The organism is Kineococcus lubricus (genome assembly GCF_050871965.1).
Lineage (GTDB): Bacteria > Actinomycetota > Actinomycetes > Actinomycetales > Kineococcaceae > Kineococcus.
Window position 1 is genome coordinate 1 of sequence record NZ_JBJLSK010000046.1, and the last position, 26,465, is coordinate 26,465.

The 26,465-nt window shown below is 74.3% G+C and carries 24 protein-coding genes and 1 pseudogene; 11 read left to right on the forward strand and 14 right to left on the reverse strand.

Going from position 1 to position 26,465, the window contains the following annotated elements; genetic code table 11:
* From ACRYRX_RS21145 to ACRYRX_RS21155, 3 genes and pseudogenes are all read right to left on the reverse strand, one after another.
* Positions 1-151, reverse strand: a pseudogene (locus tag ACRYRX_RS21145) (amino acid transporter); the annotation flags it as partial.
* Positions 144-2,147: a primary-amine oxidase gene (locus tag ACRYRX_RS21150; RefSeq protein ID WP_432515122.1), complete on the reverse strand. Its 2,004-nt coding sequence runs from the start codon at positions 2,145-2,147 to the stop codon at positions 144-146. The pseudogene ACRYRX_RS21145 and the gene ACRYRX_RS21150, both read right to left, overlap by 8 nt.
* 206 nt (positions 2,148-2,353) lie before the next feature.
* Positions 2,354-2,944, reverse strand: coding sequence for a TetR/AcrR family transcriptional regulator (locus tag ACRYRX_RS21155; RefSeq protein WP_432515123.1), 591 nt, complete (start codon positions 2,942-2,944; stop codon positions 2,354-2,356).
* 88 nt (positions 2,945-3,032) lie between these two features.
* Between ACRYRX_RS21155 and ACRYRX_RS21160 the strand changes: the two genes are divergently transcribed.
* Positions 3,033-3,449: a PaaI family thioesterase gene (locus tag ACRYRX_RS21160; RefSeq protein ID WP_432515124.1), complete on the forward strand. Its 417-nt coding sequence runs from the start codon at positions 3,033-3,035 to the stop codon at positions 3,447-3,449.
* Positions 3,450-3,505: 56 nt separating this feature from the next.
* Here the strand turns inward: ACRYRX_RS21160 and paaZ are convergent, their stop codons facing one another.
* A complete protein-coding gene (gene paaZ, locus ACRYRX_RS21165) occupies positions 3,506-5,563 on the reverse strand; it encodes a phenylacetic acid degradation bifunctional protein PaaZ (protein ID WP_432515125.1) in 2,058 nt (685 codons plus the stop codon).
* A gap of 154 nt (positions 5,564-5,717) precedes the next feature.
* Between paaZ and ACRYRX_RS21170 the strand changes: the two genes are divergently transcribed.
* Positions 5,718-6,698 (forward strand): AraC-like ligand-binding domain-containing protein, encoded by a 981-nt coding sequence (locus ACRYRX_RS21170; RefSeq protein ID WP_432515126.1) that lies wholly within the window; start codon positions 5,718-5,720, stop codon positions 6,696-6,698.
* Positions 6,699-6,738: 40 nt separating this feature from the next.
* On the opposite strand, the gene ACRYRX_RS21175 is transcribed toward ACRYRX_RS21170, so the two are convergent.
* From ACRYRX_RS21175 to ACRYRX_RS21210, 8 genes are all read right to left on the reverse strand, one after another.
* On the reverse strand, positions 6,739-7,635 hold the full coding sequence (locus ACRYRX_RS21175) for a 3-hydroxyacyl-CoA dehydrogenase family protein (protein WP_432515127.1): 897 nt from the start codon (positions 7,633-7,635) through the stop codon (positions 6,739-6,741).
* A complete protein-coding gene (locus ACRYRX_RS21180; protein WP_432515129.1) occupies positions 7,632-8,420 on the reverse strand; it encodes an enoyl-CoA hydratase/isomerase family protein in 789 nt (262 codons plus the stop codon). The genes ACRYRX_RS21175 and ACRYRX_RS21180 overlap by 4 nt, the downstream gene beginning before the upstream one ends.
* Positions 8,417-9,559 carry a 1,2-phenylacetyl-CoA epoxidase subunit PaaE gene (paaE, locus tag ACRYRX_RS21185; RefSeq protein ID WP_432515130.1) on the reverse strand — a complete coding sequence of 381 codons (1,143 nt, stop codon included), beginning with the start codon at positions 9,557-9,559 and terminating at the stop codon, positions 8,417-8,419. Before paaE ends, ACRYRX_RS21180 begins: the two co-directional genes overlap by 4 nt.
* A 36-nt stretch (positions 9,560-9,595) precedes the next feature.
* A complete protein-coding gene (paaD, locus tag ACRYRX_RS21190; protein WP_432515145.1) occupies positions 9,596-10,102 on the reverse strand; it encodes a 1,2-phenylacetyl-CoA epoxidase subunit PaaD in 507 nt (168 codons plus the stop codon).
* The gene (paaC, locus tag ACRYRX_RS21195; RefSeq protein WP_432515131.1) at positions 10,096-10,878 is read right to left on the reverse strand and encodes a 1,2-phenylacetyl-CoA epoxidase subunit PaaC; all 783 of its coding nucleotides are present in this window, start codon (positions 10,876-10,878) and stop codon (positions 10,096-10,098) included. The genes paaD and paaC overlap by 7 nt, the downstream gene beginning before the upstream one ends.
* Positions 10,875-11,201: a 1,2-phenylacetyl-CoA epoxidase subunit PaaB gene (gene paaB, locus ACRYRX_RS21200; RefSeq protein WP_432515146.1), complete on the reverse strand. Its 327-nt coding sequence runs from the start codon at positions 11,199-11,201 to the stop codon at positions 10,875-10,877. The genes paaC and paaB overlap by 4 nt, the downstream gene beginning before the upstream one ends.
* 62 nt (positions 11,202-11,263) lie before the next feature.
* Positions 11,264-12,220: a 1,2-phenylacetyl-CoA epoxidase subunit PaaA gene (gene paaA / locus ACRYRX_RS21205; protein ID WP_432515132.1), complete on the reverse strand. Its 957-nt coding sequence runs from the start codon at positions 12,218-12,220 to the stop codon at positions 11,264-11,266.
* A 101-nt stretch (positions 12,221-12,321) separates the two neighbouring features.
* A complete protein-coding gene (locus ACRYRX_RS21210; RefSeq protein ID WP_432515133.1) occupies positions 12,322-12,948 on the reverse strand; it encodes a TetR/AcrR family transcriptional regulator in 627 nt (208 codons plus the stop codon).
* Between the two features lie 121 nt (positions 12,949-13,069).
* Between ACRYRX_RS21210 and paaI the strand changes: the two genes are divergently transcribed.
* From paaI to ACRYRX_RS21230, 4 genes are read left to right on the forward strand one after another with little or no spacing between them, the layout of a single operon-like run.
* Positions 13,070-13,600 carry a hydroxyphenylacetyl-CoA thioesterase PaaI gene (gene paaI / locus ACRYRX_RS21215; RefSeq protein WP_432515134.1) on the forward strand — a complete coding sequence of 177 codons (531 nt, stop codon included), beginning with the start codon at positions 13,070-13,072 and terminating at the stop codon, positions 13,598-13,600.
* Positions 13,601-13,628: 28 nt separating this feature from the next.
* Complete coding sequence (gene pcaF, locus ACRYRX_RS21220; protein WP_432515135.1) at positions 13,629-14,822, forward strand: 3-oxoadipyl-CoA thiolase; 1,194 nt, start codon at positions 13,629-13,631, stop codon at positions 14,820-14,822.
* Between the two features lie 48 nt (positions 14,823-14,870).
* Positions 14,871-16,187, forward strand: a complete 1,317-nt coding sequence (paaK, locus tag ACRYRX_RS21225) for a phenylacetate--CoA ligase PaaK (protein WP_432515136.1) — start codon at positions 14,871-14,873, stop codon at positions 16,185-16,187.
* A 5-nt stretch (positions 16,188-16,192) separates the two neighbouring features.
* Positions 16,193-16,993 carry an enoyl-CoA hydratase/isomerase family protein gene (locus ACRYRX_RS21230; protein WP_432515137.1) on the forward strand — a complete coding sequence of 267 codons (801 nt, stop codon included), beginning with the start codon at positions 16,193-16,195 and terminating at the stop codon, positions 16,991-16,993.
* Here the strand turns inward: ACRYRX_RS21230 and ACRYRX_RS21235 are convergent.
* Entirely contained in the window at positions 16,980-18,188 is a 1,209-nt protein-coding gene (locus ACRYRX_RS21235) for an MFS transporter (RefSeq protein WP_432515138.1), read from the reverse strand. The two genes, ACRYRX_RS21230 and ACRYRX_RS21235, sit on opposite strands and share 14 nt — an antisense overlap.
* 211 nt (positions 18,189-18,399) lie before the next feature.
* Between ACRYRX_RS21235 and ACRYRX_RS21240 the strand changes: the two genes are divergently transcribed.
* Genes ACRYRX_RS21240 through ACRYRX_RS21260 form a run of 5 tightly spaced genes read left to right on the forward strand, consistent with a single transcriptional unit; the run spans position 18,400 to position 24,430 of the window.
* Positions 18,400-19,413: an SIS domain-containing protein gene (locus ACRYRX_RS21240; protein ID WP_432515139.1), complete on the forward strand. Its 1,014-nt coding sequence runs from the start codon at positions 18,400-18,402 to the stop codon at positions 19,411-19,413.
* A 31-nt stretch (positions 19,414-19,444) separates the two neighbouring features.
* Entirely contained in the window at positions 19,445-20,299 is an 855-nt protein-coding gene (locus tag ACRYRX_RS21245) for a PfkB family carbohydrate kinase (RefSeq protein WP_432515140.1), read from the forward strand.
* Positions 20,299-21,771 (forward strand): Na+/H+ antiporter NhaC family protein, encoded by a 1,473-nt coding sequence (locus ACRYRX_RS21250; RefSeq protein ID WP_432515141.1) that lies wholly within the window; start codon positions 20,299-20,301, stop codon positions 21,769-21,771. Before ACRYRX_RS21245 ends, ACRYRX_RS21250 begins: the two co-directional genes overlap by 1 nt.
* Positions 21,768-23,324 carry an amidohydrolase family protein gene (locus ACRYRX_RS21255; RefSeq protein WP_432515142.1) on the forward strand — a complete coding sequence of 519 codons (1,557 nt, stop codon included), beginning with the start codon at positions 21,768-21,770 and terminating at the stop codon, positions 23,322-23,324. The genes ACRYRX_RS21250 and ACRYRX_RS21255 overlap by 4 nt, the downstream gene beginning before the upstream one ends.
* A gap of 23 nt (positions 23,325-23,347) precedes the next feature.
* The gene (locus ACRYRX_RS21260) at positions 23,348-24,430 is read left to right on the forward strand and encodes a LacI family DNA-binding transcriptional regulator (RefSeq protein ID WP_432515143.1); all 1,083 of its coding nucleotides are present in this window, start codon (positions 23,348-23,350) and stop codon (positions 24,428-24,430) included.
* 18 nt (positions 24,431-24,448) lie between these two features.
* Here the strand turns inward: ACRYRX_RS21260 and ACRYRX_RS21265 are convergent, their stop codons facing one another.
* Complete coding sequence (locus ACRYRX_RS21265; protein WP_432515144.1) at positions 24,449-26,308, reverse strand: amidohydrolase; 1,860 nt, start codon at positions 26,306-26,308, stop codon at positions 24,449-24,451.
* Between the last annotated feature and the right edge of the window lie 157 nt (positions 26,309-26,465).

Here is a 26,465-nt window from a genome sequence, read left to right on the forward strand (position 1 = left end):
CCAGCATCACCGGCAACGCCCCACCGATCGCGGTCAACGGCGCCGCGGAGGCCACGACGAGGAACACGATCCCGGGAACCCCGATGGAACCGCGCAACCCACCAGCCCGCTGCTCCCCCCGCGCACCGACCGGCGCGACCGCCTCAGCCACGGGAACCGTCTCCGTGGCAGGAGCCGGTGGCCGGGCCGGAGCAGTGCCCGCCGGAGGTGGGCGGCACGTCGAGGGTGGGGTTGCGGTCGAAGAAACCCACCGGCTTGAGCTTGAACCCGGTGTAGTCGACCGGCATGATCGGCCAGTCCTCCGGGCGGGGCACGTGGGTCAGCCCGAACGTGTGCCAGACCACCAGGTCGGTGTCCTCGACGCCGTGGTCGTCGGCCACGTACTCCGGCAGGCCCGCACCCCCGTGGTGCTGGTTGACGAAGTCGCCGGCGGAGTACCGCTCGGCCGGGTCGTAGGCGGTGACCCACAGGTGCTCGGTGGCGAACCCCGCGCGCCGGGCGATGGAGGAGTCGTCGGCGGCCAGCAGCGTGGGCTGCCCCTCGGGGAACAGCGCGTACGCCACCGGGCGGCCCAGCGCGTTGAGGCGGCCCGGGTTGGAGACGTGCCACACGCGCGCGGCGGCCGGGTCGGCCTTGCGGCGGGCCTGCAGCTCGGTGCGCAGCGGGGTGACGCGGGTGGTGAAGGCGTTGCCGCGCGGGTTGTCCGGACCCATCGGGAGGCGCTGGACGTCGATCTCCTCCACCGAGTTCGCGTCCCCGTCCACGGCCATGTCCAGCCGGGCCGAGAACAGGTGCTGGTGGTACGGCGCGCCCAGACCGGGCGCGATCTCCGAGGCGTACGGGTGCGGCGAACCGTCCTCACGGGCCCCGGGGTAGGCGGAGGTGAACACGATGCCGGTCGCCTTGGCCTCGAACTCGATGGTGCCGTCGAGGTAGAGGTACCAGTAGAACCCGTAGTCGTAGTTCCCCACCGTGGTGAAGAAGGAGACGACCAGGCGGCGCTGACGGCGGACGCTGGACTTCCCGGCCCACAGGTCGGTGTGCTTGAAGAGGATCCCGTAGTCCTCCTCGTGGATGCACACCGCGTTGGGCAGGACGCGCGGGTGGCCGAACTCGTCGGCGACGACGGCGTCGAGGTAGGTGATCTCCCCGACGCAGTCGCAGCCCAGTTCCAGGGCGTTGGCGTACCGGCCCACCAGGTACTCACCGGTGTCGAAGTAGTTCTGCCAGGACCGGACCGGGGAGGGGTCGGCGTAGGGGACGACCATCTCGGCGATGGAGGCGCGGTGGACGATGGGGCGGTCGCGGCCCTGGTCGCGGTCGAAGAACGAGATCTGGTTCAGCACCAGACCCTCACGGGCGTCGAAGCCCACGCGGACGGAGAAGTTCTCCCACCGCAGCAGGTCGCCGTCGAGGGTGAAGCTGGGCCCCTCGGGCTGGGTGATGGAGATGGGTTTCTGGCTGGTGCGGTACTCCCCCCGCACGGCGGGGTCGTCGTAGTTGCCCGATCCCTCGGGGACGGGGACGGCGCCGAGGTCGAGGACCTGGGTGACCTCGCGGGCGATGACGTCGACGTAGCCGACCAGACCGTCGATCGGGTGCGCCCAGGCGTGGTCGGCGGGGTGGTCCTGGCGGAACGCCAGCCCGCGCAGGATGCGCTTGCCGACCTCGTCCTCGTACTCGAACACCCCCGCCGACAGCGGGGCGACGCGCACGTCGGCGACGTCGAGGTCGCGGGCGGCCAGCGCCGCCAGCCAGCGCTCGTCGGTGGCGAGCAACTGCTCGACGAGCTCGAACTCCTCGTCCAGGATCGGCAGCTGACCGTCGGCCGCGGCGTCCAGTTCGGTGACCTCCTCCACCGCACGGGCGTCGAGGTCGACGACCACGACTCGGCCGGCGACGACGGTGACGTCGTGCAGCAGCACGCGCGCCCGGCGCACGGGGGCCGGGCCACCGCCCTGGGCGGCGCGCAACTCGGCCTTCGCCGGTTCTTCGAGGCCGACGTACACGAAACGCGTCCCGTCGTGGAGCAGGTCTGCGCCGGCCAGCACCTCGCGCGTGGTGGTGATCTCCTCGGCGGTCAGCGAGGACAACGGGTGGCGACCGGTGGCGGTCGAGGCGACGGACTCGCTGGGGTACGTGGTCATGGAACCTCCTCTTTGAGTCTCCGACTGTAGAAGGAAATGTACTCCCTGGGTTTCCCTCGTGAGAAGGGTTCGTTACGGGTGAGTTTCGCGATCACGATCGGGGGCGTTCGACGTCGGCCGCCCACGTGGTCCCCCGCCGCCCCTCCGCGGTGGTGGGTTGATCCCGCCCGGCGGCGGATCGGGGGGCAGGTCGGTTCCCGGGTCCGTCAGGGCCGGGTCAGGCGCTCGATCCAGTCCTCGAGCAGGGCCTCCTGGGTGGCGGGACCGGCGACGTCGGAGGCCACGACGAGGACCTGCGCGCCCATCAGCTGGTTGAGCAGCTGGCCGGCCAGGACGGCGTCGGGGCTGCTGCTGCGGACCTCGCCCAGGGCACGGCCCTGCGCCAGCCAGCCACGGATGGCGTCGTACCAGGCGCGCATGAAGTCCGCGTGCACCTGCGCGAGCACGTCGTCGACGACGATGCGGCTCCACACCACCAGGACCGTCCGGGCCTCCTCGACCGTCAGGTCGTCCAGGGGCAGGACCTCGCGGCAGAAGGCCCGCAGGGCCGGTACGCCGCGCAGGCCGGCGACGGCCCGTTCCACCCGCTCGTTCGTCGCCGCGTAGACGTACTCGTACGCAGCCCGCAGCAACGACTCCTTGTCGTCGAAGTAGTGGGTGAGCGCCCCGTTGGCGAACCCCGCCTCGCGGGCGATCTCCCGCATGGTGGCGGCGTCGATGCCGCGATCGGCGATGAGGCGCCAGGCTGCGCGGATGATGCGGTCGCGGCGTTCGGCGTGGTCGACGAGCTTGGGCATGGTCCGGTCAGCCTCTCACGGGGCCCACGGCCACGTCGGCCGACGTTCCCCGGGCGTCCCCGGCGGACCGTCGCGCTAGGTTGCCGAGGTGGACCGGAACCCGCTGACCGCCGCCCGCGCCGACCTGTCCCCCGGGGACCTGGACCGCAAGCTGGGCGTGGAGGTCCTGGAGGCCTCCGCCTCCCGGCTGGTCGCCCGGATGCCGGTGGCGACGAACACCCAGTCCTACGGCCTGCTCCACGGCGGGGCGTCCGCCGCGCTGGCCGAGGCGGTCGGTTCCTGGGCGGCGGTCCTCCACGCCGGTCCCGGGCGGACCGCCGTGGGGGTGGAGCTCAACGTGACCCACCACCGCAGCGCGCGCGACGGGCACGTCACCGCGGTCGCCACCCCGCTGCACCGCGGGCGGACGATGGCCACCTACGCCGTGGCGGTCAACGACGAGGAGGGCCGTGCGGTGTGCTCGGCCCGCATGACGTGCTACCTCAGGGACGAGACCGGCTCCTGAGGGGGTGCGGTCCGCCGGTCCGCCACCCGGGGCGCCGGACCGGCGGACCGGCCGGGTCAGCGTTCCTTGGCGACCAGGGTGAGCACGTCGTAGGTGGCCACCAGGGTCTCGTCCTGGTTGTACAGGCGCGCGTCCCAGCGGACCTCGCCGTAGTCGGCGTCGACCCGGGGGGCGATGGACTTGGCGGTGAGTTCGACCCGCACGGAGTCGCCGGGGTAGACGGGGGCGAGGAAGCGCAGGTCCTCCAGGCCGTAGTTGGCCAGCACCGGTCCGGGCTGCGGTTCGACGAACAGGCCCGCCGCCAGCGACACCAGGAAGTACCCGTGGGCGACGCGGCCCTCGAAGAACGGGTTGGCCGCGGCCGCCACCTCGTCGGTGTGGGCGTAGAACCGGTCGCCGGAGAACTCCGCGAAGTGGTCGATGTCGGCCAGGGTGATCTCGCGGGGCCCGGCCTCGACGGTGTGACCGACCCGGAGCTCGGCCAGCGACAGCTGGAACGCGTGGGTCGACGGGGTGGTGCGGGGGGCTCCGGGGACCCAGGTCCCGGTCACCGCCGACAGCGCGCGCGGTGAACCCTGCAACGCGGTGCGCTGCATGTGGTGCAGGACGCCGCGGATGCCGCCGAGCTCCTCGCCGTCACCGGCCCGGCCGGGGCCGCCGTGGGTGAGGTGCGGCAGCGGCGAGCCGTGCCCGGTGGACTCCTTCGCCGAGTCCCGGTCCAGGACGAGGACGCGCCCGTGCCAGGGGGCCACGCCGAGCACGACGTCGCGCACGACGTCGGGGTCGTTGGAGACGACGGACCCCACGAGGCTGCCGCGGCCGCGGGCGGCCAGTTCGACCGCCTCGGCGGTGCTGCGGTAGGGCACGACGGTGCTGACCGGCCCGAAGGCCTCCACGTCGTGCACCTCGCCGCGGCCGGTGTCCTGCGCCAGCAGCAGCAGCGGGGCCATGAAGGCGCCCCGTTCGGCGTCGGCGCCGAGGGTCTCGACGCGGGTGGGGTCGCCGACCACGAGGCGCGCGGCGCGCTGGAGCTCGGCGACGCGGGCGCGCACCTCCTCGCGCTGGGCGAGGCTGACCAGGGCGCCCATGGTGACGCCCTCGGCCTGCGGGTGCCCGACGCGCACCTTGTCCTCGACGCGGGCCCGCACGGCCGCGACGACGTCGTCCACGAGGTGGTCGGGGACGAGGGCGCGCCGGATCGCGGTGCACTTCTGCCCGGCCTTGCTGGTCATCTCGGTCACCAGCTGACGGACGAACAGGTCGAACTCGGGGGTTCCCGGGACCGCGTCCGGTCCCAGCAGGGAGAAGTTCAGCGAGTCGGCCTCGGAGGTGAAGCGCACTCCCCCGCCCAGGACGGAGCGGTGCGAGCGCAGGGAGTTCGCCGTGTCGGCCGAGCCGGTGAACGCGACGAGGTCCTGGTCGCCGAGGACGTCGAGGACGCCGCGGGCGCTGCCGGCGAGCAGTTGCAGGCTGCCCTCGGGCAGCAGGCCGCTGGCCAGGGCCTCGCGGACGACGGCCTCGGCGACGTAGGCGGTCTGGCTGGCGGGTTTGGCGATGGTCGGCACCCCGGCGAGGAAGGCGGGGGCGAACTTCTCCAGCATCCCCCAGACGGGGAAGTTGAAGGCGTTGATCTGCAGCGCCACCCCGCGCCGGGCGGTGTACACGTGCTGGCCGACGAACTGCCCGCCGCGGCCGAGCGCCTCGGTGGGGCCGTCGAGGTAGACGTTGCCGGCGGGCAGTTCCCGGCGGCCCTTGGACCCGTAGGTGAACAGGACCCCGATGCCGCCGTCGACGTCGACGAGGGAGTCGCGCCGGGTGGCGCCGGTGCGCGCGGAGGAGTCGTAGAAGCCGTCCTTCAGCCCGTTCAGGTGCTGGGCCAGCTGCTTGAGGATCAGGGCGCGCTCGTGGAACGACAGCGAGCGCAGCGCGGGGCCGCCGACGGTGCGGGCGTGCTCGGCGGCGGCGGCCGCGTCGGGGGTTCCGGTGGCGATGTGGGCGACGGGCGCGGAGGTCGCGGCGTCCAGCAGGGCCGTGGTCGCTCCCGAGGGCGCGACCCAGCGCCCGGCGATGAAGCTCTCGACGGTGGCGACGTCGCGGATCGCGGTGGCAGTCATCGGTGACCCTCCTCGAGGTTCCATCTACTGACCGAACGTTCGGTTTTGTGACCGTATCCGGACGACCCGCCGCGGTCAACCGCCCGCGGGGCCGTGCGCGTCCGCGCTCGCCTACCCTGGGTGCGGCGAGGGAGCCCGACGAGAGGGGACGGACGTGGGCGGTCAGACCCTGCAGGTGGTGCAGGCCGACTTCGACGCCTGGCAGCAGGTCGTCTCGAACGCCTTCGTGCCGCTGTCCAGCAGCCCGCTGACCACGCTGGACGAGCCGGGGGGTTCCCTGACCCTGGGCTGGTCCGGGGGTCTGCGGTCGGCCTCCCTGGGGACCGTCCAGCTCAGCTCGGTCGCCGGCAGCGCGGCCCTGGTGCGCCGGACCGCCTCGCAGATCTCCCGGCAGGACCCCGGGTACCTCAAGCTCGGCGTGCAGGTCGCCGGGTGCTGCGTCGTGGAGCAGGACGGGCGGGAAGCGGCCCTCACCCCCGGCGACCTGGCCCTCTACGACACCTCGCGGCCCTACCAGCTCGCCTTCGAGGGGCCCTTCGAGATGCTCGTGGTGATGTTCCCCCGGGACCTGCTGCGCGTGCCGGGGGGCGGGTTGTCGCAGATCACCGCGCGGCGGGTCTCCGGCCGGCGCGGCGTCGGGGCGGCGATGCGCCCGTTCCTGGGGGCGCTGGCCCAGCAGCTGGCCGACGACGCCCTGCACGGCAGCGCGGTGCTGTCCGACGCGGTCCTGGACCTGCTGGCCGCGACGGTGTCCGAGCAGCTCGACTGCGCGCCGGTGGTCCCGGTCGAGACCCACCGCCACGCCCTGTTCCTGCGGATCCTGACCTTCATCGACGCCCGGCTGGACGACCCGGAGCTGACCGTCCCCGGGATCGCCGCGGCCCACCACGTCTCGCTGCGGTACCTGCAGAAGCTGTTCGAGGAGGAGGGCAGGACCGTCTCGGGGTGGCTGCGGGAACGGCGGCTGGACCGCTGCCGCCGCGACCTGCTCGACCCCGACCTGCCCCACCTCGCCGTCAGCGAGGTGGGCGCCCGGTGGGGCCTGAGCAACCCGGCGGCCTTCGCCCGGTCCTTCCGCTCGGCCTACGGGGTCTCCCCCAGCGAGTACCGGCAGCAGCACGCGCCCCGGCCGTGAACCCGCCCCGCCGGGGTCGCCGCCGGGGTCGCCGCTGGGATCACCAGGTGTAGAACCCCTGGCCGCTCTTGCGCCCCAGTTCCCCGCGGGACACCTTCTCGCGCAGCAGCTCCGGCGGGGCGAAGCGCGGCCCCAGGGTGCGCTCGAGGTGCTCGGCGATGCCGAGCCGGACGTCGAGGCCGACGATGTCGGTCAACCGCAACGGCCCCACCGGGTGCTTGTAGCCCAGCGTCATCGCCGCGTCGATGTCCTCGGGCGAGGCCACGCCCTCGGCGACCATGCGCACCGCCTCCAGGCCCAGCGCGACCCCCAGGCGGCTGCTGGCGAAACCCGGGGAGTCGCGCACCACCACCGCGGTCTTGCCCATCTGCTCCACCCACCCCCGGGCCCGGTCGACGAGCCCGGGCGGGGTGCCGGGCCCCACGACGACCTCCACGAGCGTCGAGGCGGGCACCGGGTTGAAGAAGTGCAGCCCCAGGAACGGGCGGTCGGCCGACAGGACGGTGGACAGCTCGCCGATGCTCAGGGACGACGTGTTCGAGGCCAGCACCGCCCCCGGTCCCAGCGCGGCGTCCAGACCGGCCAGGACGTCGGCCTTGAGCGCGGGGTCCTCCGGGACGGCCTCGACGACCAGACCGGCCGGCCGCAGGGAGCCCGGGCCGATCCCGACCTCCAAGCGGGCCAGGACGGCGTCGACGTCGAGGTCGGCGCCCCGTTCGGCGCTGGCCCGCACCGCCTTCTCCACCGCGGCCCGGGCGAGGTCGGCGCGCTCGGCGGAGGACTCCGCGACCAGCACCCGCGTCCCGGCCAGCAGCAGGGCGTGGGCGATGCCGGACCCCATGCGACCGCCGCCCAGCACCCCGGTGACGTCGGGCAGACCCTCCGCCGCGAGGGCCGGACCGGTCGTGCTCGTGGTCGTGCTCGTGGTCGTGCTCATGCGTCCTCCCGCTTCCCGCGGCGCTCCAGGAACGCCGTCATGCGTGCGTGCTTCTCCTCGGTCTCGAACAGGACCGCCTGCGCGACGTCGTCGAAGGCCGGGTGGGCGCCCGGCGGCATCCGCAGCGCGAGCTTCGTCAGGCGCAGCGCCAGGACGCCGTTGCGCAGCACCCGGTCCAGCAGCCGGTGCGCGGCGGGCAGCAGGTCGGCGACCTCCACGACCTCGGTGACCAGGTGCGCGGCCAGGCACTCCTGCGCGTCCAGCACGCGGCCGGCCAGCAGCACCTCCTTGGCCAGCGGTTCCCCCACCAGGTCCCGCAGGCGCCAGCTGGCCCCGGCCGCGGCGAGGATCCCCAGCCCGGCCTCGGGGTTGCCGAACCGGGTGCGGGCCGTGGCGATGCGGAAGTCGCAGGCGTAGGCGAGTTCGGCCCCGCCGCCGAGGGCGTGGCCGTCGACCGCGGCGACGGTGGGCAGCGGCAGCTTCGCGACGCGGTCGAAGACGCCGGAGTTGATGCCCCGCAGGGCGTCGTCGCGGCGGCGGTCGCGCAGCTGCCGGATGTCGGCGCCGGAGGCGAACACCCCGTCCCCGCCGGCCAGCAGGAGGGGTCTCGGTTCGCGCTCGAGCCGTCCGCACAGCTCGTGGAGGGCGTCGACGAGCTCGGCGTCGATGGCGTTGCGGGTGGCGGGGCCGTGCACCGTGGCGACGACGCGGTCGTCGAGCTCCTCGACGACCAGCGCGGTCGGGGTCCGGCCGTCCGTGGAGGACGCCGGCGGGGCGCCGGTCACCGGTCGAAGTCCACGACGACGCGCTCGGACAGCGGGTGCGCCTGGCAGGTCAGCACGTACCCGGCGGCCTTCTCGGCCGGTTCCAGGGCGTAGTCGTGGTCCATGCGCACCTCCCCCTCCACGACCAGGGCCCGGCAGGTGCCGCACACGCCGCCCTTGCAGGCGAACGGCGCGTCGGCACGCTCGCGCAGGACCGCGTCGAGGACCGGTTCGTCGTCGGCGGGCACCTGGATGGTCGTGCTGCGCCCGTCCAGGACGGCGACGACGGTGCTGAGCCGGCCGCGGTCCTCCCCCTCCCGGCGCGGGCGGCGCGGGGTGGGGCCGGCACCGGCGACGTGGAACAGCTCGTGGTGCACGGCGGAGTCGGGGACCCCGGCCTCGCGCAGCGCCGCCCGGCAGCCCTCGACCATCTCGGCGGGCCCGCACAGGAACCACTCCTGCACGTCCCCGGGTTCGAGGACCTCGGTGAGCAGGAGCCGGAGCTTGCCGGCGTCGATGCGGCCGGACAGCAGCGGCGCGTCCTGGGCCTCGCGGGAGAGCACGTGGATCAGCTGCAACCGGTCCGGCCAGCGGTTCTTCAGGTCGGCGAGCTCCTCGAGGAACATCACCGAGGCGGAGGTCCGGTTGCCGTAGACGAGGGTGAAACGGCTGTCCGGTTCGGTGAGCAGCCCGGTCTCCAGGAGCGAGATCACCGGGGTGATGCCGCTGCCGGCGGCGATGGCGGTGCAGTGGCGGACCCGGCCGGGGGTGAACTCGACGCCGAACCGGCCGGCGGGCGGCATGACGTCCAGGACGTCGCCCTCGGCGAGCGCGGAGGTGGCCCACTCGCTGAAGGTGCCGCCGTCGATGCGCTTGACGGCGACGCGCAAGCGGCCCTGCCCGGCGGGGGCGCAGATGGAGTAGCTGCGCCGGGCCTCCTCGCCGTCGATGGTGCGGCGCAGGGTGAGGTGCTGGCCGGGGGTGAACTCGAACTCGGCGCGCAGGTCCTCGGGGACCTCGAAGGAGATCGCCACCGCCTCGTCGGTCAGCCGTTCCAGCCGGCTGACCCGCAACGGGTGGAAACCGGCCCGGGCCCGGCGGGCGGGTGGGCTGGTGACGGCCGCACCGGGGGTGCTGGTCTCGTCGTGCGTGGTCGTCATCGACGGCTCCGTCGGGTCGAGGGGATCGGGTGGACCTCAGTGGTCCTTGAAGTGGTCGAACGGTTCGCGGCAGTCGCCGCACACCCACAGCGACTTGCAGGCCGTGGAACCGAACCGGCTGAGTTCTCGGGTGCGCGGCGACCCGCAGTGCGGGCAGCGCAGGGACAGCGTCAGCGGGACCGGTGCCCCCGGGGTGCGCTGCGGAGGCGCGATCCCGTACTCGCGCAGCTTCCGCTTGCCGTCCTCGCTCATCCAGTCCGTCGTCCAGGCCGGGGTCAGGGTCGTGCGGACGACGACGTCGGGGAAACCCGCTTCGTGCAGGCGCTGCACGACGTCGTCGCGGATGGTCTGCACCGCGGGGCAACCGGAGTAGGTCGGGGTGATCGTGACGTGCACCGCGCCGTCGCGGGCGGTGACGTCGCGCAGGATGCCCAGGTCGTCGATGCTGAGCACCGGCACCTCGGGGTCGGGGACCTGCGCGGCCACCGAGCGGGCGCGCTCGAGCTCGGCGGGGTCGAGGGCGGTCCCGGTGGCGTTCACCAGGTCGCTCCCGGGTGGGACCTCCACAGGTGCTGCATCTCGGCCAGCAGGAACCCGAACGTCTCGGTGTGCACCCCGCGCCGGCCGCCGGTCGCGACCCGCGCACTGGTGGGCCGCTCCAGGGTGGCCTCGGCCAGCACGGCGTCGAGCTCGGCGTCCCACCCGGCCCGCAGCGCAGCGGGATCGACGGCGACGCCGGCGCTCACGAGCGTGCGGACGGTGTCGTCGACCTCGAACAGCTCCCCGGTGAACGGCCACAACCGCTGCAGCGCGGCCTGCGCCCGCCGGTGGCTCTCGGGGGTCCCGTCCCCCAGCCGCAGCGTCCACTGGACGGCGTGGTCGCGGTGGTAGGCGATCTCCTTGACCCCCTTGGCCGCGACCCCGGCGATCACCTCGTCGGAACTGCCGGTGAGCCCCTCGTACAGCCGGAACTGGAACAGCGAGAAGAACAGCTGCCGCACGATGGTCTCGGCGAAGTCGCCGTCGGGTTGCTCGACGAGCTGGCAGTTCAGGAAGTCGCGCTCGTCGCGGCCGAAGGCCAGCGCGTCCTCGTCGCGGCCGGCGCCCTCCAGCTCGGCCGCCCGGCTCAGCAGCGGCCGGGCCTGCCCGAGCAGGTCGAGGGCGATGTTGGACAGCGCCACGTCCTCCTCCAGCTGCGGGGCGCGGGTGAGCTGGGCGCCCAGGCGCTGCCCGAGCACGAGGGCGTCGTCGGCCAGGCGCAGCAGGTAGCGGACGGTGGCCTCGCGGACGTCCTCCGCCGCCGTGGTGGTGGTGGTCACAGGTGTTCCACCCCCGCCGGGACGTCGTAGAAGGTCGGGTGGCGGTAGGCCTTGTCGGCCGCCGGGTCGAAGAACGGGTCGCGCTCGTCGGGGCTGGAGGCGGTGATGGCCGCCGCCGGCACGACCCAGAGCGAGACCCCCTCCTGACGGCGGGTGTACAGGTCGCGGGCGTTGCGCAGCGCCATCGTGGCGTCGGGGGCGTGCAGGCTGCCGACGTGGCTGTGGGCCAGCCCGCGGCGGCCGCGCACGAACACCTCCCACAGCGGCCAGTCCCGCCGCGAGGCGGGGGTGGGCGTCGGCGACCCGGCGGGAACCCCTTGCACGGGAACGGCTCCGTGACCGCCCTCGGCCCGGGCGGAGGAGGCGACCGGGTCCTGCGCGCCGCTCACGCCGCCACCGCCGACCGCTCGGCGCGGGCAGCGGCCTTGTCGGCGTACGCCGTGGCGGCCTCACGCACCCAGGCGCCGTCCTCGTGGGCGCGGACGCGGTGCTCGACGCGCTGGGCGTTGCACGGGCCGTTGCCGCGGATGACCTCGTGGAACTCGTCCCAGTCGATCGGTCCGAAGCGGTAGTGGCCGCTCTCCTCGTCGAAGCGCAGGTCGGGGTCGGGCAGGGTGAGGCCGAGGGCCTCGGCCTGCGGGACGGCCATGTCGATGAAGCGCTGGCGCAGCTCGTCGTTGGAGAAGCGCTTGATGCGCCAGGCCATCGAGCGCTCGCTGTTCGGCGAGGCGTCGTCCGGCGGGCCGAACATCATGATCGAGGGCCACCACCAGCGGTCCACGGCGTCCTGCGCCATCGCGTGCTGCTCGGGGGTGCCGTGCGAGAGGTGGTGCAGGATCTCGAAACCCTGCCGCTGGTGGAAGGACTCCTCCTTGCAGATGCGCGTCATCGCCCGGGCGTAGGGCCCGTAGGAGCAGCGGGTGATCGGCACCTGGTTCACGATGGCGGCACCGTCGACCAGCCAGCCGATGGCCCCCATGTCGGCCCAGGTGAGCGTCGGGTAGTTGAAGATCGAGGAGTACTTCTGCTTCCCCGCGTGCAGCAGGTCCAGCAGTTCGGCCCGGTCCACCCCGAGGGTCTCGGCGGCGGAGTACAGGTACAGGCCGTGGCCGGCCTCGTCCTGGACCTTGGCCAGCAGGATCTGCTTGCGGCGCAGGCTGGGGGCCCGGGTGATCCAGTTGCCCTCGGGCTGCATGCCGATGATCTCCGAGTGCGCGTGCTGGGCGATCTGGCGCACCAGGGTCCTGCGGTAGGCCTCCGGCATCCAGTCGCGCGGCTCGATGCGCTCGTCCGCGGCGATCGTGGCCTCGAACCGGGCTTGCGACTCGTCCTGGGTGGGCACGGGATCCTCCTCGAAACCGACCGAACATTCGGTCACATCGTGGCCCGGCCCGGCGGTCCCGTCAAGCCGTCCCACCGCGCCGGGCACCGGCGCGCGAGGGGTCAGCGGGCGCGCAGGCCGTCCAGGACGAGGGTGAGGACGCCGTCGGCCAGCCGGCTGGCGTCGGGGCGCACACCGCTGCGCGAGCGCGGGTCGCGCGGCCCCTCGGGGCGGTACCACTCGACGACGGAGTTGATCATCCCGAAGACGAGCCGGGTGGCCAGCGCGGGGTCCACGTCGGCGCGCAGCGCCCCCTCGGCCGCCGCGGCGCGCACCAGGGCGACGACCTCGGCGTCGAAGTCGCGCCGCCGGGCCAGCGCCCACTGCTCGGTCGCGGTGTTGCCCCGCACCCGCAGCAGCAGCGTCACGTACGGCAGCTCGGCCACGAGGACCTCGACCTCGCGGCGCAGGACGTGCTCGAGCCGGTCCCGGCTGGCCCCGGAGGTCGCCCCGGGTTCGGTGAGCACCGCGAACAGCGGGTCCAGGGCCCGCTCCAGGGCCAGCCGCAGCAGGTGCTCCTTGCCGTCGACGTGGTGGTAGATCGACGACTTGGAGACCCCGGCGGCCCGGGCGAGGTCCTCCATGCTGGTCCCGTCGTACCCGCGTTCGGTGAACACCCGCACGGCCACGTCGAGCAGGGAGGCGACGTCGTAGCGCTGGGCGCGGCGGGGCGCGGGAGTCGTGGTCATGCCGGCGATCCTGGCACGCCGCGGCCGCCGCGGACGCGCCCGCGTGCACGTGCGGCGCAGCGGTCGTGCGCGTCCGGCATTGACGGCGGACCCGCTCCCCGCTGTACTGAACGTTCGGTCGGTGCACCACGAGGACGAGGAGGCCACCGTGACGCAGCACGACACCCCGACCCGCCCCGCCGCAGGCGGCGACCCGAGCGCGGACCCGAGCGCGGACCCCGCGAGGGAGCGAGACCAGCAGCTCGCCGAGCGCAGCGTCACGGCGCTGCGCGCCGACGACGCCGTCGCCCGCGACCTCGGCATCGACCTGCTCGAAGTGGGCCCGGGCACGTCCCGGGTGCGCATGCAGGTGCGGCCCACCATGACCAACGGGCTGCGGACCACCCACGGCGGCTACGTCTTCGTCCTGGCCGACACCGCCTTCGCCTACGCCTGCAACTCCCGCGGCCGGGCCACGGTCGCCGCCGGGTGCGACATCGCCTTCCTCGAGCCCACCGGCGCCGGCGACGTCCTGGAGGCCGTCGCCACCGAACGCGCCCTGCGCGGGCGCAGCGGGATCTACGACGTCAGCGTCCTGCGCGGGGACCGCGTCGTGGCCGAGTTCCGCGGACGCTCCCGCGCGCTCGGGCCGTCCGCGCCGCCCCTGCCCTGACCCTCCCCCGCACCAGGAACGAGACGAGATGACCACCGCCTACCTCATCGACGGCACCCGCACCCCCATCGGCCGCTACGGCGGCGCGCTGGCCGGCGTGCGCCCCGACGACCTGGCCGCCCACGCGCTGCGCGCCCTGGCCGCCCGCAACCCCGGCGTCGACCTCGAAGCGGTCGACGACGTGGTGCTCGGCTGCGCCAACCAGGCCGGGGAGGACAACCGCGACGTGGCCCGCATGGCCGTCCTGCTGGCCGGGTACCCCCGGACCGTCTCGGGGACCACGGTCAACCGGCTCTGCGGGTCCGGCGCCGACGCCGTCGCCATCGCGGCGCGCTCGATCGTGGCCGGCGAGGCGGACCTCGTGATCGCCGGGGGCACCGAGAGCATGAGCCGGGCCCCGTTCGTGCTCGGCAAGGCCGACAAGGCCTTCTCCCGGTCGGCGCAGATGCACGACACCACGATCGGCTGGCGCTTCGTGAACCCCGCGCTGGAAGCGGTGTACGGCACCGACTCCATGGGCGAGACCGCGGAGAACGTCGCCGAGCTCGACGGCATCAGCCGCGCCGACCAGGACGCCTTCGCGCTGCGGTCCCAGCAGCGCGTCGCCGCCTCCCGGGCCGTGCTGGCCGAGGAGATCACGCCCGTCACCGTCCCCGGACGCGGCGGCGACACCGTCGTCACCGAGGACGAGCACCCCCGCGAGACCTCCCTGGAGGCCCTGACTCGTCTCAAGCCCGCGTTCCGCCCCGACGGCACCGTCACCGCGGGGAACTCCTCGGGCGTCAACGACGGGGCCGCCGCCCTGCTGCTGGCCTCGGAGGAGGCGGTGCGCCGCTACGGCCTGACCCCCCTGGCCCGCATCGGCGGCGCGGCCACCGTCGGGGTCGAACCCCGCGTCATGGGGCTGGGCCCGGCCCCGGCGACCGAGAAGCTGCTCAAGCGCACGGGCCTGTCCATCGGCGAGATCGACCTGCTCGAGCTCAACGAGGCCTTCGCCGCGCAGTCCCTGGCGGTGCTGCGCCGCCTCGGGCTCCCCGACGACGCCGAGCACGTGAACCCCCACGGCGGGGCCATCGCGCTGGGGCACCCCCTCGGCGTCAGCGGCGCCCGCCTGGTCCTCACCACCGCGCTGGAACTGCGCCGCCGCGGTGGCCGCCACGGCGTCGCCACCATGTGCATCGGCGTCGGGCAGGGCATCTCCGTGCTCGTCGACGCCGTCTGAAGAACCCCGACCACCCGCCACCCCGTCACCGCCGACCAGGAGCACACCGTGGAAGACCTCAGCCCCCGCCCCGGCGACCTCGAACCCGTCGAAACCGCCTCGCGCGACGAACTGCAGGCCCTGCAGCTGCAGCGGATGCAGTGGTCCCTCCAGCACGCCTACGACAACGTCGCCCACTACCGCAAGGCGTTCGACGACCACGGCGTCCACCCCAAGGACCTGCAGGAACTGTCGGACCTGTCGAAGTTCCCCTTCACCATGAAGCAGGACCTGCGCGACAACTACCCGTTCGGCATGTTGGCCGTCCCCCAGGACCAGGTCTCGCGCGTGCACGCCTCGTCGGGGACCACCGGGCAGCCCACCGTCGTCGGCTACACGGCCAAGGACGTCGAGAACTGGGCCCAGGTCGTGGCCCGCTCGATCCGCGCCGCCGGGGGGCGGCGCGGGCACAAGGTCCACGTGGCGTACGGGTACGGGCTGTTCACCGGCGGCCTCGGCGCGCACTACGGCGCGGAGGCGCTGGGCTGCACCGTCATCCCCGTCTCCGGCGGGCAGACCGAGCGCCAGGTCCGGCTCATCCAGGACTTCCGGCCCGACGTGATCATGGTGACGCCGACCTACATGCTCGCCATCATCGACGAGATGCGCCGCCAGGGGGTCGACCCCCGCTCGACCTCCCTGAAGGTCGGGATCTTCGGTGCCGAACCCTGGACCGACGAGATGCGCCGCGAGGTCGAGGAGAGCCTGGACATGCACGCCGTGGACATCTACGGCCTGTCCGAGGTCATGGGCCCCGGTGTGGCGAGCGAGTGCGTGGAGACCAAGGACGGGCTGCACGTGTGGGAGGACCACTTCTACCCCGAGGTCATCGACCCCCTCAGCGGCGCCGTGCTGCCCGACGGGGAGTACGGCGAACTGGTGTTCACCACCCTCACCAAGGAAGCCCTGCCGGTGGTGCGCTACCGCACCCGCGACCTCACCCGCCTGCTGCCCGGCACCGCCCGCGGCATGCGGCGCATCGAGAAGATCACCGGCCGCACCGACGACATGATGATCCTGCGCGGGGTGAACGTGTTCCCGACCCAGATCGAGGAACTCATCCTGCGGACCCCCGAGCTGTCCCCGCACTTCCAGTGCGTCCTGGTCCGCCCCGGGCGGATGGACGAGATGATCGTGCGCGTCGAACGGCGCGAGGAGTGCCCGGACGCCACCGCCCAGGACGCCGGCCGGCTGCTGGGCAAGCTCATCAAGAACAACATCGGCATCACCGTGAAGGTCGAGGTCGTCGACCCCGACGGCATCGAGCGCTCCGTGGGCAAGATGCGCCGCATCGTGGACCTGCGCCGCCCGAGGGCGGAGGTGTGACCGAGGTGACCGAGGTGACCGGCGCCGTCCGCCTCGACGTCGACGGCGCGCTCGCGCACCTGGTGGTCTCCCGCCCGCACAAGCGCAACGCGCTCGACCCCGCCGCGGCCGCGGACCTGTCCGGCGCGCTGGGACAGCTGGAGTCGGCCGTCGCGCGCGGGCGGGTGCGGGCCGCGGTGGTCACCGGGGAGGGGACGGCGTTCTGCGCCGGCCGCGACATCACCGGGGTGGACCCGACCGCCGAGGACCCCGGCCGGGTCCTGGCCGACGTGTTCAACCCCCTCGTCCAGCGCCTGGCCGACCTGCCGGTGCCCACCGTGGCCGCCGTGGAGGGCCCGGCCCTGGGCGTGGGGCTGGGCCTGGCGCTGGCCTGCGACCTCGTGGTCGCGGCCGAGGACGCCAGGTTCGGTTCCCCGTTCGCGCGGCTGGGCGCCGTGCTCGACTCCGGCGCCCACCTGCTCCTGGCCGAGCGCATCGGGCGCCCCCGCACGCTGGAACTCGTCTACACCGGTCGGCTGCTGACCGGGACGCAGGCGCACCAGTGGGGCCTGGTGACCACCACGACGGCGCCCGGGCGGGCGCTGGCCGAGGCCGACGCGCTCGCGCGGACCCTCGCCGACGGCCCGACCCTGGCCTTCACGGCCAGCAAGCGGCTGCTGGCGCGCCAGCGCGACGAGTCGCTGGGCCTGCCCGACGTCCTGGCCGCGGAGGCGGACGCCCAGCGCGCCGCGGGGTCCAGCGCCGACTACGTGGAAGGTTTCGCCGCGTTCCAGGCCAAGCGCGCGCCCCGCTTCACCGGGTCCTGACCCCGCACGACCACGTCCGCACCGGGGACCCCGGCGAGGGCTGCGCGCACCGGTGAGGACCGGGCCCTGGAACAGCACGCGCGTCGCCCGGTCGAGCTCCGCGGCCGGGTCGGCGCGGTTCCCGGCCTCCCGCCCGCAGCTCCACCGCCCGCGGCCCGCCCCTCGGTGGTGGGCCCGGGGCGACGGGCCGCCGGTCACGGCCGGCGCCGCCCGGCACGACGGGGCCGCGTGAGCAGCACCAGCACCGCCGAGACCCCGCACAGCGCCGGGACGAGCAGCATCCCGGTCCGCACCCCGACGAGGTCCCCGAGGACGCCCAGCAGGAACGGGCCCCGGCGATCGCGATGCCGAGGGCCCTCGCGCCCCAGGCCGAGGCGTCGTCGGTGCGCCCGCCGGAGGCCGCGGTGAGCCGGGCCGGTGACAACGGGAACTGCCCGGCGACGCCGAGGCCCAGCCGCGCCGGCGAGGCGAACGCGACCCAGGCGACCGGGGCGGTCCAGAAGACGGCGAACCCCAGCGCGCTCACGGCGATCGAGGCCAGCAGCAACGCGTCCACGGGGTGCTCACCGCTCAGCCTCCCGACGGCGACGCGGCCGACCAGGATGCCGGCGAGCATGCAGGCCGGGCTCGCGCTCGCCCAGGCCCCGGGGACGTCCGCCCGGTCCGCGAGGACGACGGGAGCCCACAGCGCCATGCAGAACTCGATGCCGAGCACGACGACGAAACCTCCCCAGACCCCCCGGAACCGACGGGGGAAGGGGGCTCGCCCCCGTGGCGGAGACGTCGCCGGTGGGCCGGGAGGGGCGGGCCGACCCCGGTGCCGCGAGGCGGCGGCGACCGCCACCGCCACCGTCAGCGCGACGACCACTGCGAGTCCTGCCCGCCACCCCAGGACGGTCGTCCCGGCCGCCCCCACCGCGAGCGGGGCGACGATCCCGGCCGCCTGCGAGACCGCCGACCCCTCGCTCAGCGCCCGGGCGGAGTTCTCCCCGTGCGCCTCGGCCAGGTCCGCGCAGGCCGCGGACTGGACGAGGGTCCCGGAGGAACCCGCGGCCGCGATGCCCAGCAGGGTCCCGGCCACGACGGGACTGCCGAGGTAGCCCAGGACCCCCACGCACAACCCGCCGGCGCCGGCCGGACGCACCGTCGGTGCGTACCCGTCGACGACGAACGTGGCGATCCCAGCCGGCCGCACCGGATCCACGTCCTCCCCGCCCTGGGCCGCCGCCCTCGCCGAGCACTCTGCACTGGCGGTTCGGCCGGCGCCCGCCCGGGCCGGCCAGCTGGAGCCCTGAGCGGCGACGGGGTGGTTGAGCGGGCGAAACGCTTGATACCGGTCTCAACCCGTGTTTTGATACCGGTCTCGCCCGGCGCTGCCGCCGGGCCGACCGACAGGAGACACGAACGTGCTGGGTATCGACCCGACCACCTACCGCCCCGTCGTCCAGGGCGCCGTGGACCTCGCGCCGCAGATCGCGCAGATCACCGCCGCCGTCCAGGACGCCGGCTACGACAACCTCTGGCTCATCGGGTCCGGCGGCTCCTACGGCACCATGCTGCCGTGGGAGCTGCTGGTGCAGCAGCGCTCGACGCTGCCCGTGCGGGCGGCCATCGGCGCCGAGCTGCAGCTGGTCGGCAGTCCGCTGCTCGGCTCCCGGTCGGTGGCCGTGTTCTCCTCCCTGTCGGGCACCACCTCCGAGACGGTCGCGGCCGCGCGATACTGCCGTGAACGCGGCGTCACCGTCATCGGGCTGACCGGCGAGGCCGGCACCCCGCTGGCCGAGCTCAGCGACCACGTCCTGGTCAACGCGGCCGACAACGCCACCGCGGCCGAGTCCATCAACCTCCAGCTCCTGCTCCTGGTCACCGGCCTGCTCGCCCGCCGCGGCGAGTTCGACGACTGGGACCGGCTCGCCGCCGAACTGCAGGCCATGCCCGACCTGCTGCTGGCCGTCAACGCCGACGAGGACGCCCGCGCGGCCGAGTTCGCCGAGAGCCACCGCGACACCACCTACCACATGCTGGTCGGGGCCGGGAACCTGTGGGGCCAGACCTACAACTACTCGATGTGCGTCCTGGAGGAGATGCAGTGGCTGACCACCACCCGCGTCCACGGCGCGGAGTTCTTCCACGGCTCCCTGGAGCTCATCGAACCCGACACCAGCCTGATCCTGCTGTTCGGCGAGGACCGGACCCGACCGCTGATGGACCGCGTCCTGAAGTTCGCCGACCAGTACTGCAAGGACGTCACCGTCCTGGACACCGCCTCCCACGAACTGCCCGGGATCAGCCCCGAGTTCCGGGAACTGCTGTCCCCCATCGTCTCCGGCGTCATGTGCACCCGGCAGAGCAAGCACCTCGAACGGGTCCGCGAGCACTCGCTGGACCTGCGTCGCTACTACCGCGTCGTCGAGTACTGAGCCTCCGCGCAGGACGGGAAGGAGCTCGATGATGCGCATCCTCGGTTACGGCGACAACTTCGTCGACAAGTTCGTCGACCGCCGCACCTACTACCCCGGCGGCAACGCGGTGAACGTCGCCGTCTTCGCCGCCGCCCTCGGCGCGGAGGCGGCCTACCTCGGCGTCTTCGGTGACGACGACCTCGCCACCCACGTCCGCCGGGTGCTCGCCGACCTGTCGATCGACACCACGCTGTCCGTCACCCGGCCCGGCGAGACCGGCTGGGCCGAGGTCGAGGTCGTCGACGGCGACCGGGTGTTCCGGGGCTGGAACGGCGGTGGCGTGACCACGGCCGACCCGCTGCTGCTGGGCGAGGCGGAGATCGCCCACGCCGCCGGGTTCGACCTCGTCCACTCCGGCGTCTACGGCGGGACCGCCGGCGAGGTGCACAAGCTCGCCGCCGCCGGGCCGCTGCTGTCCTTCGACTTCAGCGAGGAACCGGAGTTCCGCACCGCGGAGTTCCTGCGGGAACTGTGCCCCTCGCTGGACCTGGCCCTGTTCTCCGGCGGGGAGGACAGCGGGGACGACCTCGTGCAGACCCTGCGCGACGCCGTCGCGGCCGGGACGCGACTGGCCCTGGGAACCCGCGGCGCCGCCGGCTCGGTGGCCTGGGACGGGCGGACCCTCCACGAGCAGGCAGCCGTGCTGACCGACCACCCGGTCGACACGATGGGCTGCGGGGACTCCTTCCTGGCCGCCTTCGCCGTCCACGCGCTCAGCTCGGGCTGGAAGCGCGGCAACGACCTGCCCTCCGCCGTGGTGCGCGACGGGTTGCGCACCGCGGCGGAGTTCTCCGGCCGGCAGACGCTGACCGAAGGAGCTTTCGGGTACGGGAGGAGCTACTGATGGACACCGTGACCCCTGAAGCCCGCCCCGCCGACGGTGCCGGCACCGGCCGCCGCTCCCGCGCCGACCTCGCCGTGTACGGGGCCCTGGCCCTCGTGTTCGTCCTGGTCGCCGTGCTCGCCCCCGACCCCGGGGGGAGGTTCGGCGCCTGGAGCCTGCTGCCCCCCGCCGCGCTGTTCGCCTTCGTCCTGGCGACCCGCCGCGTCGTCGAGGGGTTCGTCTGGGGCAGCGTCCTGGCCGTCTTCCTGGCCCACCGCGGGAACCTGCTGGCGGCCTTCGGCGACCAGCTCTTCACGCAGCTCACGACCAGGGACAACCTCCAGCTCATCGTCACCCTGCTGAGCATCGGGGCCCTGGTCAGCGTCCTGGACCGGTCGGGGCTGTCCCGCCGGTTCGGGACGTGGGCCTCCGGCCTGGCCCGGTCGGGACGCTCGGCGTCGGTGGTGACCCTGCTGGCCTCGCTGGTGCTGTCCCAGGACGGGTACCTGTCGGTCTCCACCAGCGGCGCAGCGATGTCCGGGGTCAACGAGCGGCTCGGCCGCCCCCGCCTGTTCACCGCGTACCTGGTGCGCACCGGGGCCGTCCCGGGCAGCGCCTTCAACCCGCTCGCGACGGGATCGGTGTTCGTCGCCGGGCTCCTGGTCGTCAACGGGTACGTCGACGCCGACCACCAGGTCTCCGGGTACGCCGGGCTCATCCCGTACATGTTCTACCCGATCGCGGCCCTGCTGGTCGGGTTCCTCGCCGCGTCCGGCGTCCTGCCCCCGCTGGGCGGGATGCGCCGCGCGATGCGCGAGACCCCCACGGGGAACGCACCGGAGCAGGAGCCCACCGTGATCGCCGACGGCGGCCGCACCCCGCACCTGCTCAACTTCTTCGGCCTGCTGGCCGTGCTCGTCGGGTTCACCCTGGCGCTGGGCTCCATCCAGGAGGCGCTGCTGGTCACCCTCGTGGTGGCCGCGGTCGCCCTGGTCGTGCAGCGCGCCTTCACCCCCGGCTCGTACCTGCAGGCCGTGGTGGACGGCATGAAGGACATGCTCGAACTGGCGCTCATCATGACGCTGGCGTTCGTCTTCGTCGCCGCCCTCGGCGAGACGGGCTTCACCGGGTTCATCATCTCGGGGGTCTCCGGCAACGTCCCCCCGCAACTGCTGCCCGGCTTCATCTTCGTGCTGTTCGGCATCACCGAGTTCCTGGTGACGCTGAACTGGAGCCTGTACCTGCTGGCCCTGCCGGTCGTCATCCCGCTGGCCACGGGCATCGGGGCGGACGAACCGCTGACCATCGCCGCGCTGATCTCGGCGGGGCTGTGGGGCGCCACGGCCTGCATCACCTCCGACATCGGGCTGCTGACGACGTTCGCCACCAAGGTCGAGGTGTTCCGCCACTGGGTGACCAACCTGCCCTACCAGGCCATCGCCTGGGCCCTGGCCGCCGTCGCGTTCTTCGTCGCCGGTCCGGTGCTCACGTGAGCACCGCGGGGACGGCCGACCTGCTGGTGCGCGGCACCGTCTTCACCGGCCTCGACGACACCGCCCGGCCCGGCTGGGTCGCCGTCCGCGACGGCCGGGTGGCGGCCGTGGGCCACGACGGGGACGGCTCGGACGCGACGGCCTGGCGCGGCAGGGCGACCACGCTGCACGACGCCGGGGACGGCCTCGTCTGCGCGGGCCTGCACGACGACCACACGTTCCTGACGGCCACCCTGCTCGAGGAGGTGACCGTCGACCTCGCCGGCACCGGCGAGGCGCGGGACGTGGCCGCCGCCCTCTCGCGCGCCGCGGCCGGCCGGCCCGCCGGCGTCCCCGTCGTGGGCACCGGCTGGCCGGGCGACCGCCCGGTCCCGGCCGAGCTCACCGAGGTCCTCACCGAGCAGCTCGGGCCGCGCCCGGTGGTCCTGTGGGACGCCGACCGCACCGCCCCGTGGCAGAACGAGGTGGCCCGCGCCCGGTACGACCTGCCCCGGGGCGGTCTGCCGAACGAGGCGCTGGCCCCGCTGTTCGCGGACGTCGCCACCGACCCGGTCCTCGTCGAACGCGCCTGGTCGCACGCCGAGCGGGAACTGCTCTCCCGCGGCGTCGTCTCCGTCAAGGACGTCGTCTTCGACGACCACCCCGGGGCGCTGCCCGTCCTGCGCGACCTCGTCGCACGCGGCCGGCTGCGGCTGCGGCAGCGGCTGGCCTCCCAGCCGGTCCGGCGCGCCCACGACCTCGCCTTCGCGGCGGCCGCCACGGCGGCCGCCGTCCCCGGCCGGCTGGAGTTCCACGGTTTCAAGCTGATGGTCGACGGCACCTTCCCGGACCGCACCGCCGACATGCTCGACGGGTACGCCGACGGCCCGTCGCTGGCCGCCGTCGACCACGAGGGCCTGCGCGCGGCCGCCGAGGAGATCGCCGGGGCGGGTTTCACGGTCGGCCTCAACGTCGACGGGGACGCCGCCGCCCGCTGGGCGGTGGACGTCCTGTCCGGGATCCGCCGCGAGTTCCCCGACGACCGGCGGCACTCGCTGTCCGACGTGAGCTTCATCCACCCCGACGACCTGGCCCGGGCCGCCCGGGCGGGTCTGGTGCTCGAGGTCTACCCCCAGTTCCTGCACCTGTTCGCCGACCAGGACGAGTTCGCCGCGGTGAGCGGCGTCCTCGGCGACCGCGCCCGGGGGCTGAACGACTTCGCCGCCATGGCCGCGGCCGGGGTCGCCGTGGCCGCCGGGACCGACCTGCCGCTCTTCTGGCCCAGCCTGCCGGAGGCGTTGCACGCCGCGGTGTTCCGGCGCTTCCGCGACGGCGGCCCGGACGGCGGCTGGAACCCCCCGGGGGCGGCGACGGTCGCCGCGGTCCTGCGCGCGTGGACGACCGGGGGTGCCTGGGCCGCGGGGGCCGAGCGCACCGCCGGAACGCTGCAGCGGGGCCGGCGGGCGGACCTGGCGGTGTTCGACCGGGATCTGACGGCCTGCGGCCCCGACGAACTGCGGCAGGCGCGGGTCGCGCTGACCGTCCTGGACGGCCACGTCGTCCACGACGGCTGAAGCCGGCCCCTAAGCTGATCACCGTGGGTTCGGGACCGGCGAGCAGTGGACGACCGACGATCTCCGACGTGGCCGCCGCGGCCGGCGTCGGCCGGGCGTCGGCGGCCCGGGCCCTCGGCGGGTACGGCGCGGTCAGCCCGGAGTTGCGGCGGCGCGTCGAGGAGGCCGCCGCGGCCCTGGGGTACCGCTCGAACGCCCTGGCCCGCAACCTGTCCCTGGGTTCGTCGCGGACGCTGGGGGTCGTGGTCGCCGACATCGCCAACCCGTTCTTCGCCGGGGTGGTGCGGGGCATCACCGACACCGCGCGCCGCGCCGGCCTCGACACCGTCGTCCTGAACACCGACGAGGACCTGGACGACGAGGCGCACGCGGTCGAGGTGCTCCTGGAGAAGAGCGTGGACGGGCTGGTCGTCGCCACCGCCGCCGGAGCCGACGCGCCGGTCCCCCACCTGCACGAGGCGGCGGCCCAGGTCCCCCTGGTGCTGGTGGACCGCGTGGTCCACGGGCTGGCGGTGGACTCGGTGACCATCGACAACGCCGCGGCGGCCCGGGCGGGCACCGCCGCGCTGCTGGAGGCGGGGCACCGCCGGGTCGGCCTGGTTTGGGGGCCGGCGCTGCAGCCGGTCCCCGCGCAGCGCGGCCGGTTGCTCAGCGCGCTGGACTCGGCGGTCTCGACGGGCGCGGACCGGGTGCGCGGGTACCTCGACGCGCTGCGCGCGGCCCGCGTGCCCTTCGACCCCGACCTGGTGGCGCTGACCGAGTCCACGGTCGAGGCCGCGCAGGACGCCACGGACCGGATGCTCGACCTGCCCGATCCGGCGACCGCCCTGCTGACGACCGACGACTTCGCCCTGCTGGGCGTCCTGCGGGTGCTGGGCCGGCGGGGGCTGCGGCCGGGAGCCGACGTCTCGCTCGTGGGGTTCGACGACGTCCCCTGGGCCGAGCTGTGGTCGCCGCCGCTGACCATGATCGCCCAGCCGCTCCTGGCGCTGGGGACCGAGGTGGCCGAACTGCTGCTGGCCCGCATCGGGGGCCGCGACGACCCGCCGCGGGCCGTGCGGTTGCCGGCCCAGCTCGTGCGACGGGACTCGATCGGGCCCAGGTAGCCGTCCCCAGCGCCCCGCTCAGCAGTGCGAGCAGACCGCGTCCGGTGAGGGCGAGGCGACGAAGGAGGCCGGTGCGGCGGTCCCCGCGCCCGACTCCCCGTCGTGCACGACGGACCCCCCGACGAGGGTGTACGCGACGGGCACCGAGGGGAAGTCCCCGGCGGGCAGCCTGAGGTCGCCGTCGTCGTCGAGGATCCGCTCCCCCAGGACGCAGACGTCGCCCACCTTGCCGCGCTCCAGCGAGCCCTTCCAGCGATCCGCCCCGTCCTGCCACGCGCCGGCGGCGGTGAAGGCGCGCAGCGCGTCGTGGAACCCGATCGCCTCGTCCGCACCGGAGACGGCCCCGGAGGTCCCCTGCCGGGTCAGCGCGGACTGCATCCCGACCCGCCAGTCGGTCGACACGTTGGGCGAGTCGGAGGCAGCGGTGACGACCACCCCGCTGCGCAGCGCGGAGGCCATCGGCGTCTCGCGGGCGGCTCGCTCGGGACCGACCACGGCCGGCTGGCTGTCCGCGATGAGGCGGCGGATGGCGGGGTTGAAGTTCACCGCGCACCCGGCCCCGGCGAGGACCGCCAACGTCTCGGGCCAGCTGAAGTCGCCGTGGATGACGTAGTGGCGGGGGTTGCGGCCCGGTCGTTCCCGCCGGACGGCGGCGTAGGCGGCGGCGACGACGTCGATCGCCGCGTCGCCGGTGGCGTGGGTCCCGATCTGCAGCCCCGCCTCGTGGACCAGGCGCACCATCGCCGTCAGCTCGGCGACCTTCGCCGCGTCGTCCTCGCCGACGGTCACGAGGCTGCCGCGACCGCCGCCGACGTACTCCTCGCGCATCCACGCCGTGCGACTGCTGATCGGCACCCCGTCCGCGCGGAGCTTCACCCCGCGCACCGCGAACAGCCGCGGGTCGACGCCGCCGGCGGGGGTGGCCGTGGCGAGCACCTCCCGCACGTGCTCGACGTCGACCGGGTAGGTGTCGTCGGGGCGGCTCAGCAGCGCGGTCACGCGCACCGGCAACCGCCCCGAGCGGGCGAGTTCCTCGTACAGCGACCTCGCCACCGCCCCGATGCCCGGTTCGGTGACGCTGGTGATGCCCAGGGTCAGCAGGTCGGCCGCGGCCTCCTCGATGGCGGCCTGCTGCTCCTCCCGGGTGAACGGCGGGACCTGTGCGTTGACGAGGGCCATCGCGGTCTCCCGGAAGATCCCGCTGGGGCGCCCGTCCGCCCCGAGGACGACGACGCCGCCGGCGGGCACCGGGGTCGCCGCGCTCACCCCGGCCACCTCGAGAGCCTTGGAGTTCACCCACGACTGGTGGTTGGACCAGTCGAGCAGGACGACGGGGTTGTCCGGTGCCGCCGCGTCGAGGTCGGCCCGGGTCGGGGTCCGGCGCTCGGCGAAGAGTTCCTCGTTCCAGCCCTTCCCGCGGATCCAGGTCCCCGGTGCGGCGGACGCGGCGGCCTGCCGGACCGCGTCGGCGACGGCGACGATCGAGGCCGAGACGTCCCCGCCGACGTCGATGGTGCGCGGGGGCATCGCGAGACCGGTGCGCACGAGGTGCAGGTGGGAGTCGTTGATCCCGGGGATCGCGGTGCGACCGGCGAGGTCGACGACCTCGGTGCGGGGACCGATCCAGCGGCGCACCTCGGCGTCGTCGCCGACCGCCACGACGACGCCGTCGCGCACGGCCAGGGCCGAGGCGACGCTCGCGCACCGGTCCACCGTGAGGATCTGGCCGTTGACGAGCACGGTGTCGGCCCGCCCTCGCCGGGAGGAGTTCGAGGAACCGGCCCAGGCCGGTGCGGTGGAGGCCGAGACGATCCCCGCCGCGGTGCCGGCGGCGCCGGTCTGCAGGAGTCGACGGCGGGTGAACGGGCGAAGGACCACGGGAACTCCTGGGGGTCGGGTGCCGGGCGGTGTTCCCGGGCTTCTCGTCGGTGGGAGGGTGTGCCGGTGACGGCGGGAGCGGGACGCGGTCGCCGGAGCGTCGCACGTCGAGGGGAACCGGTCGGGGTTCCCGGCGGCGGGGAGGGCGAGCCCTCCC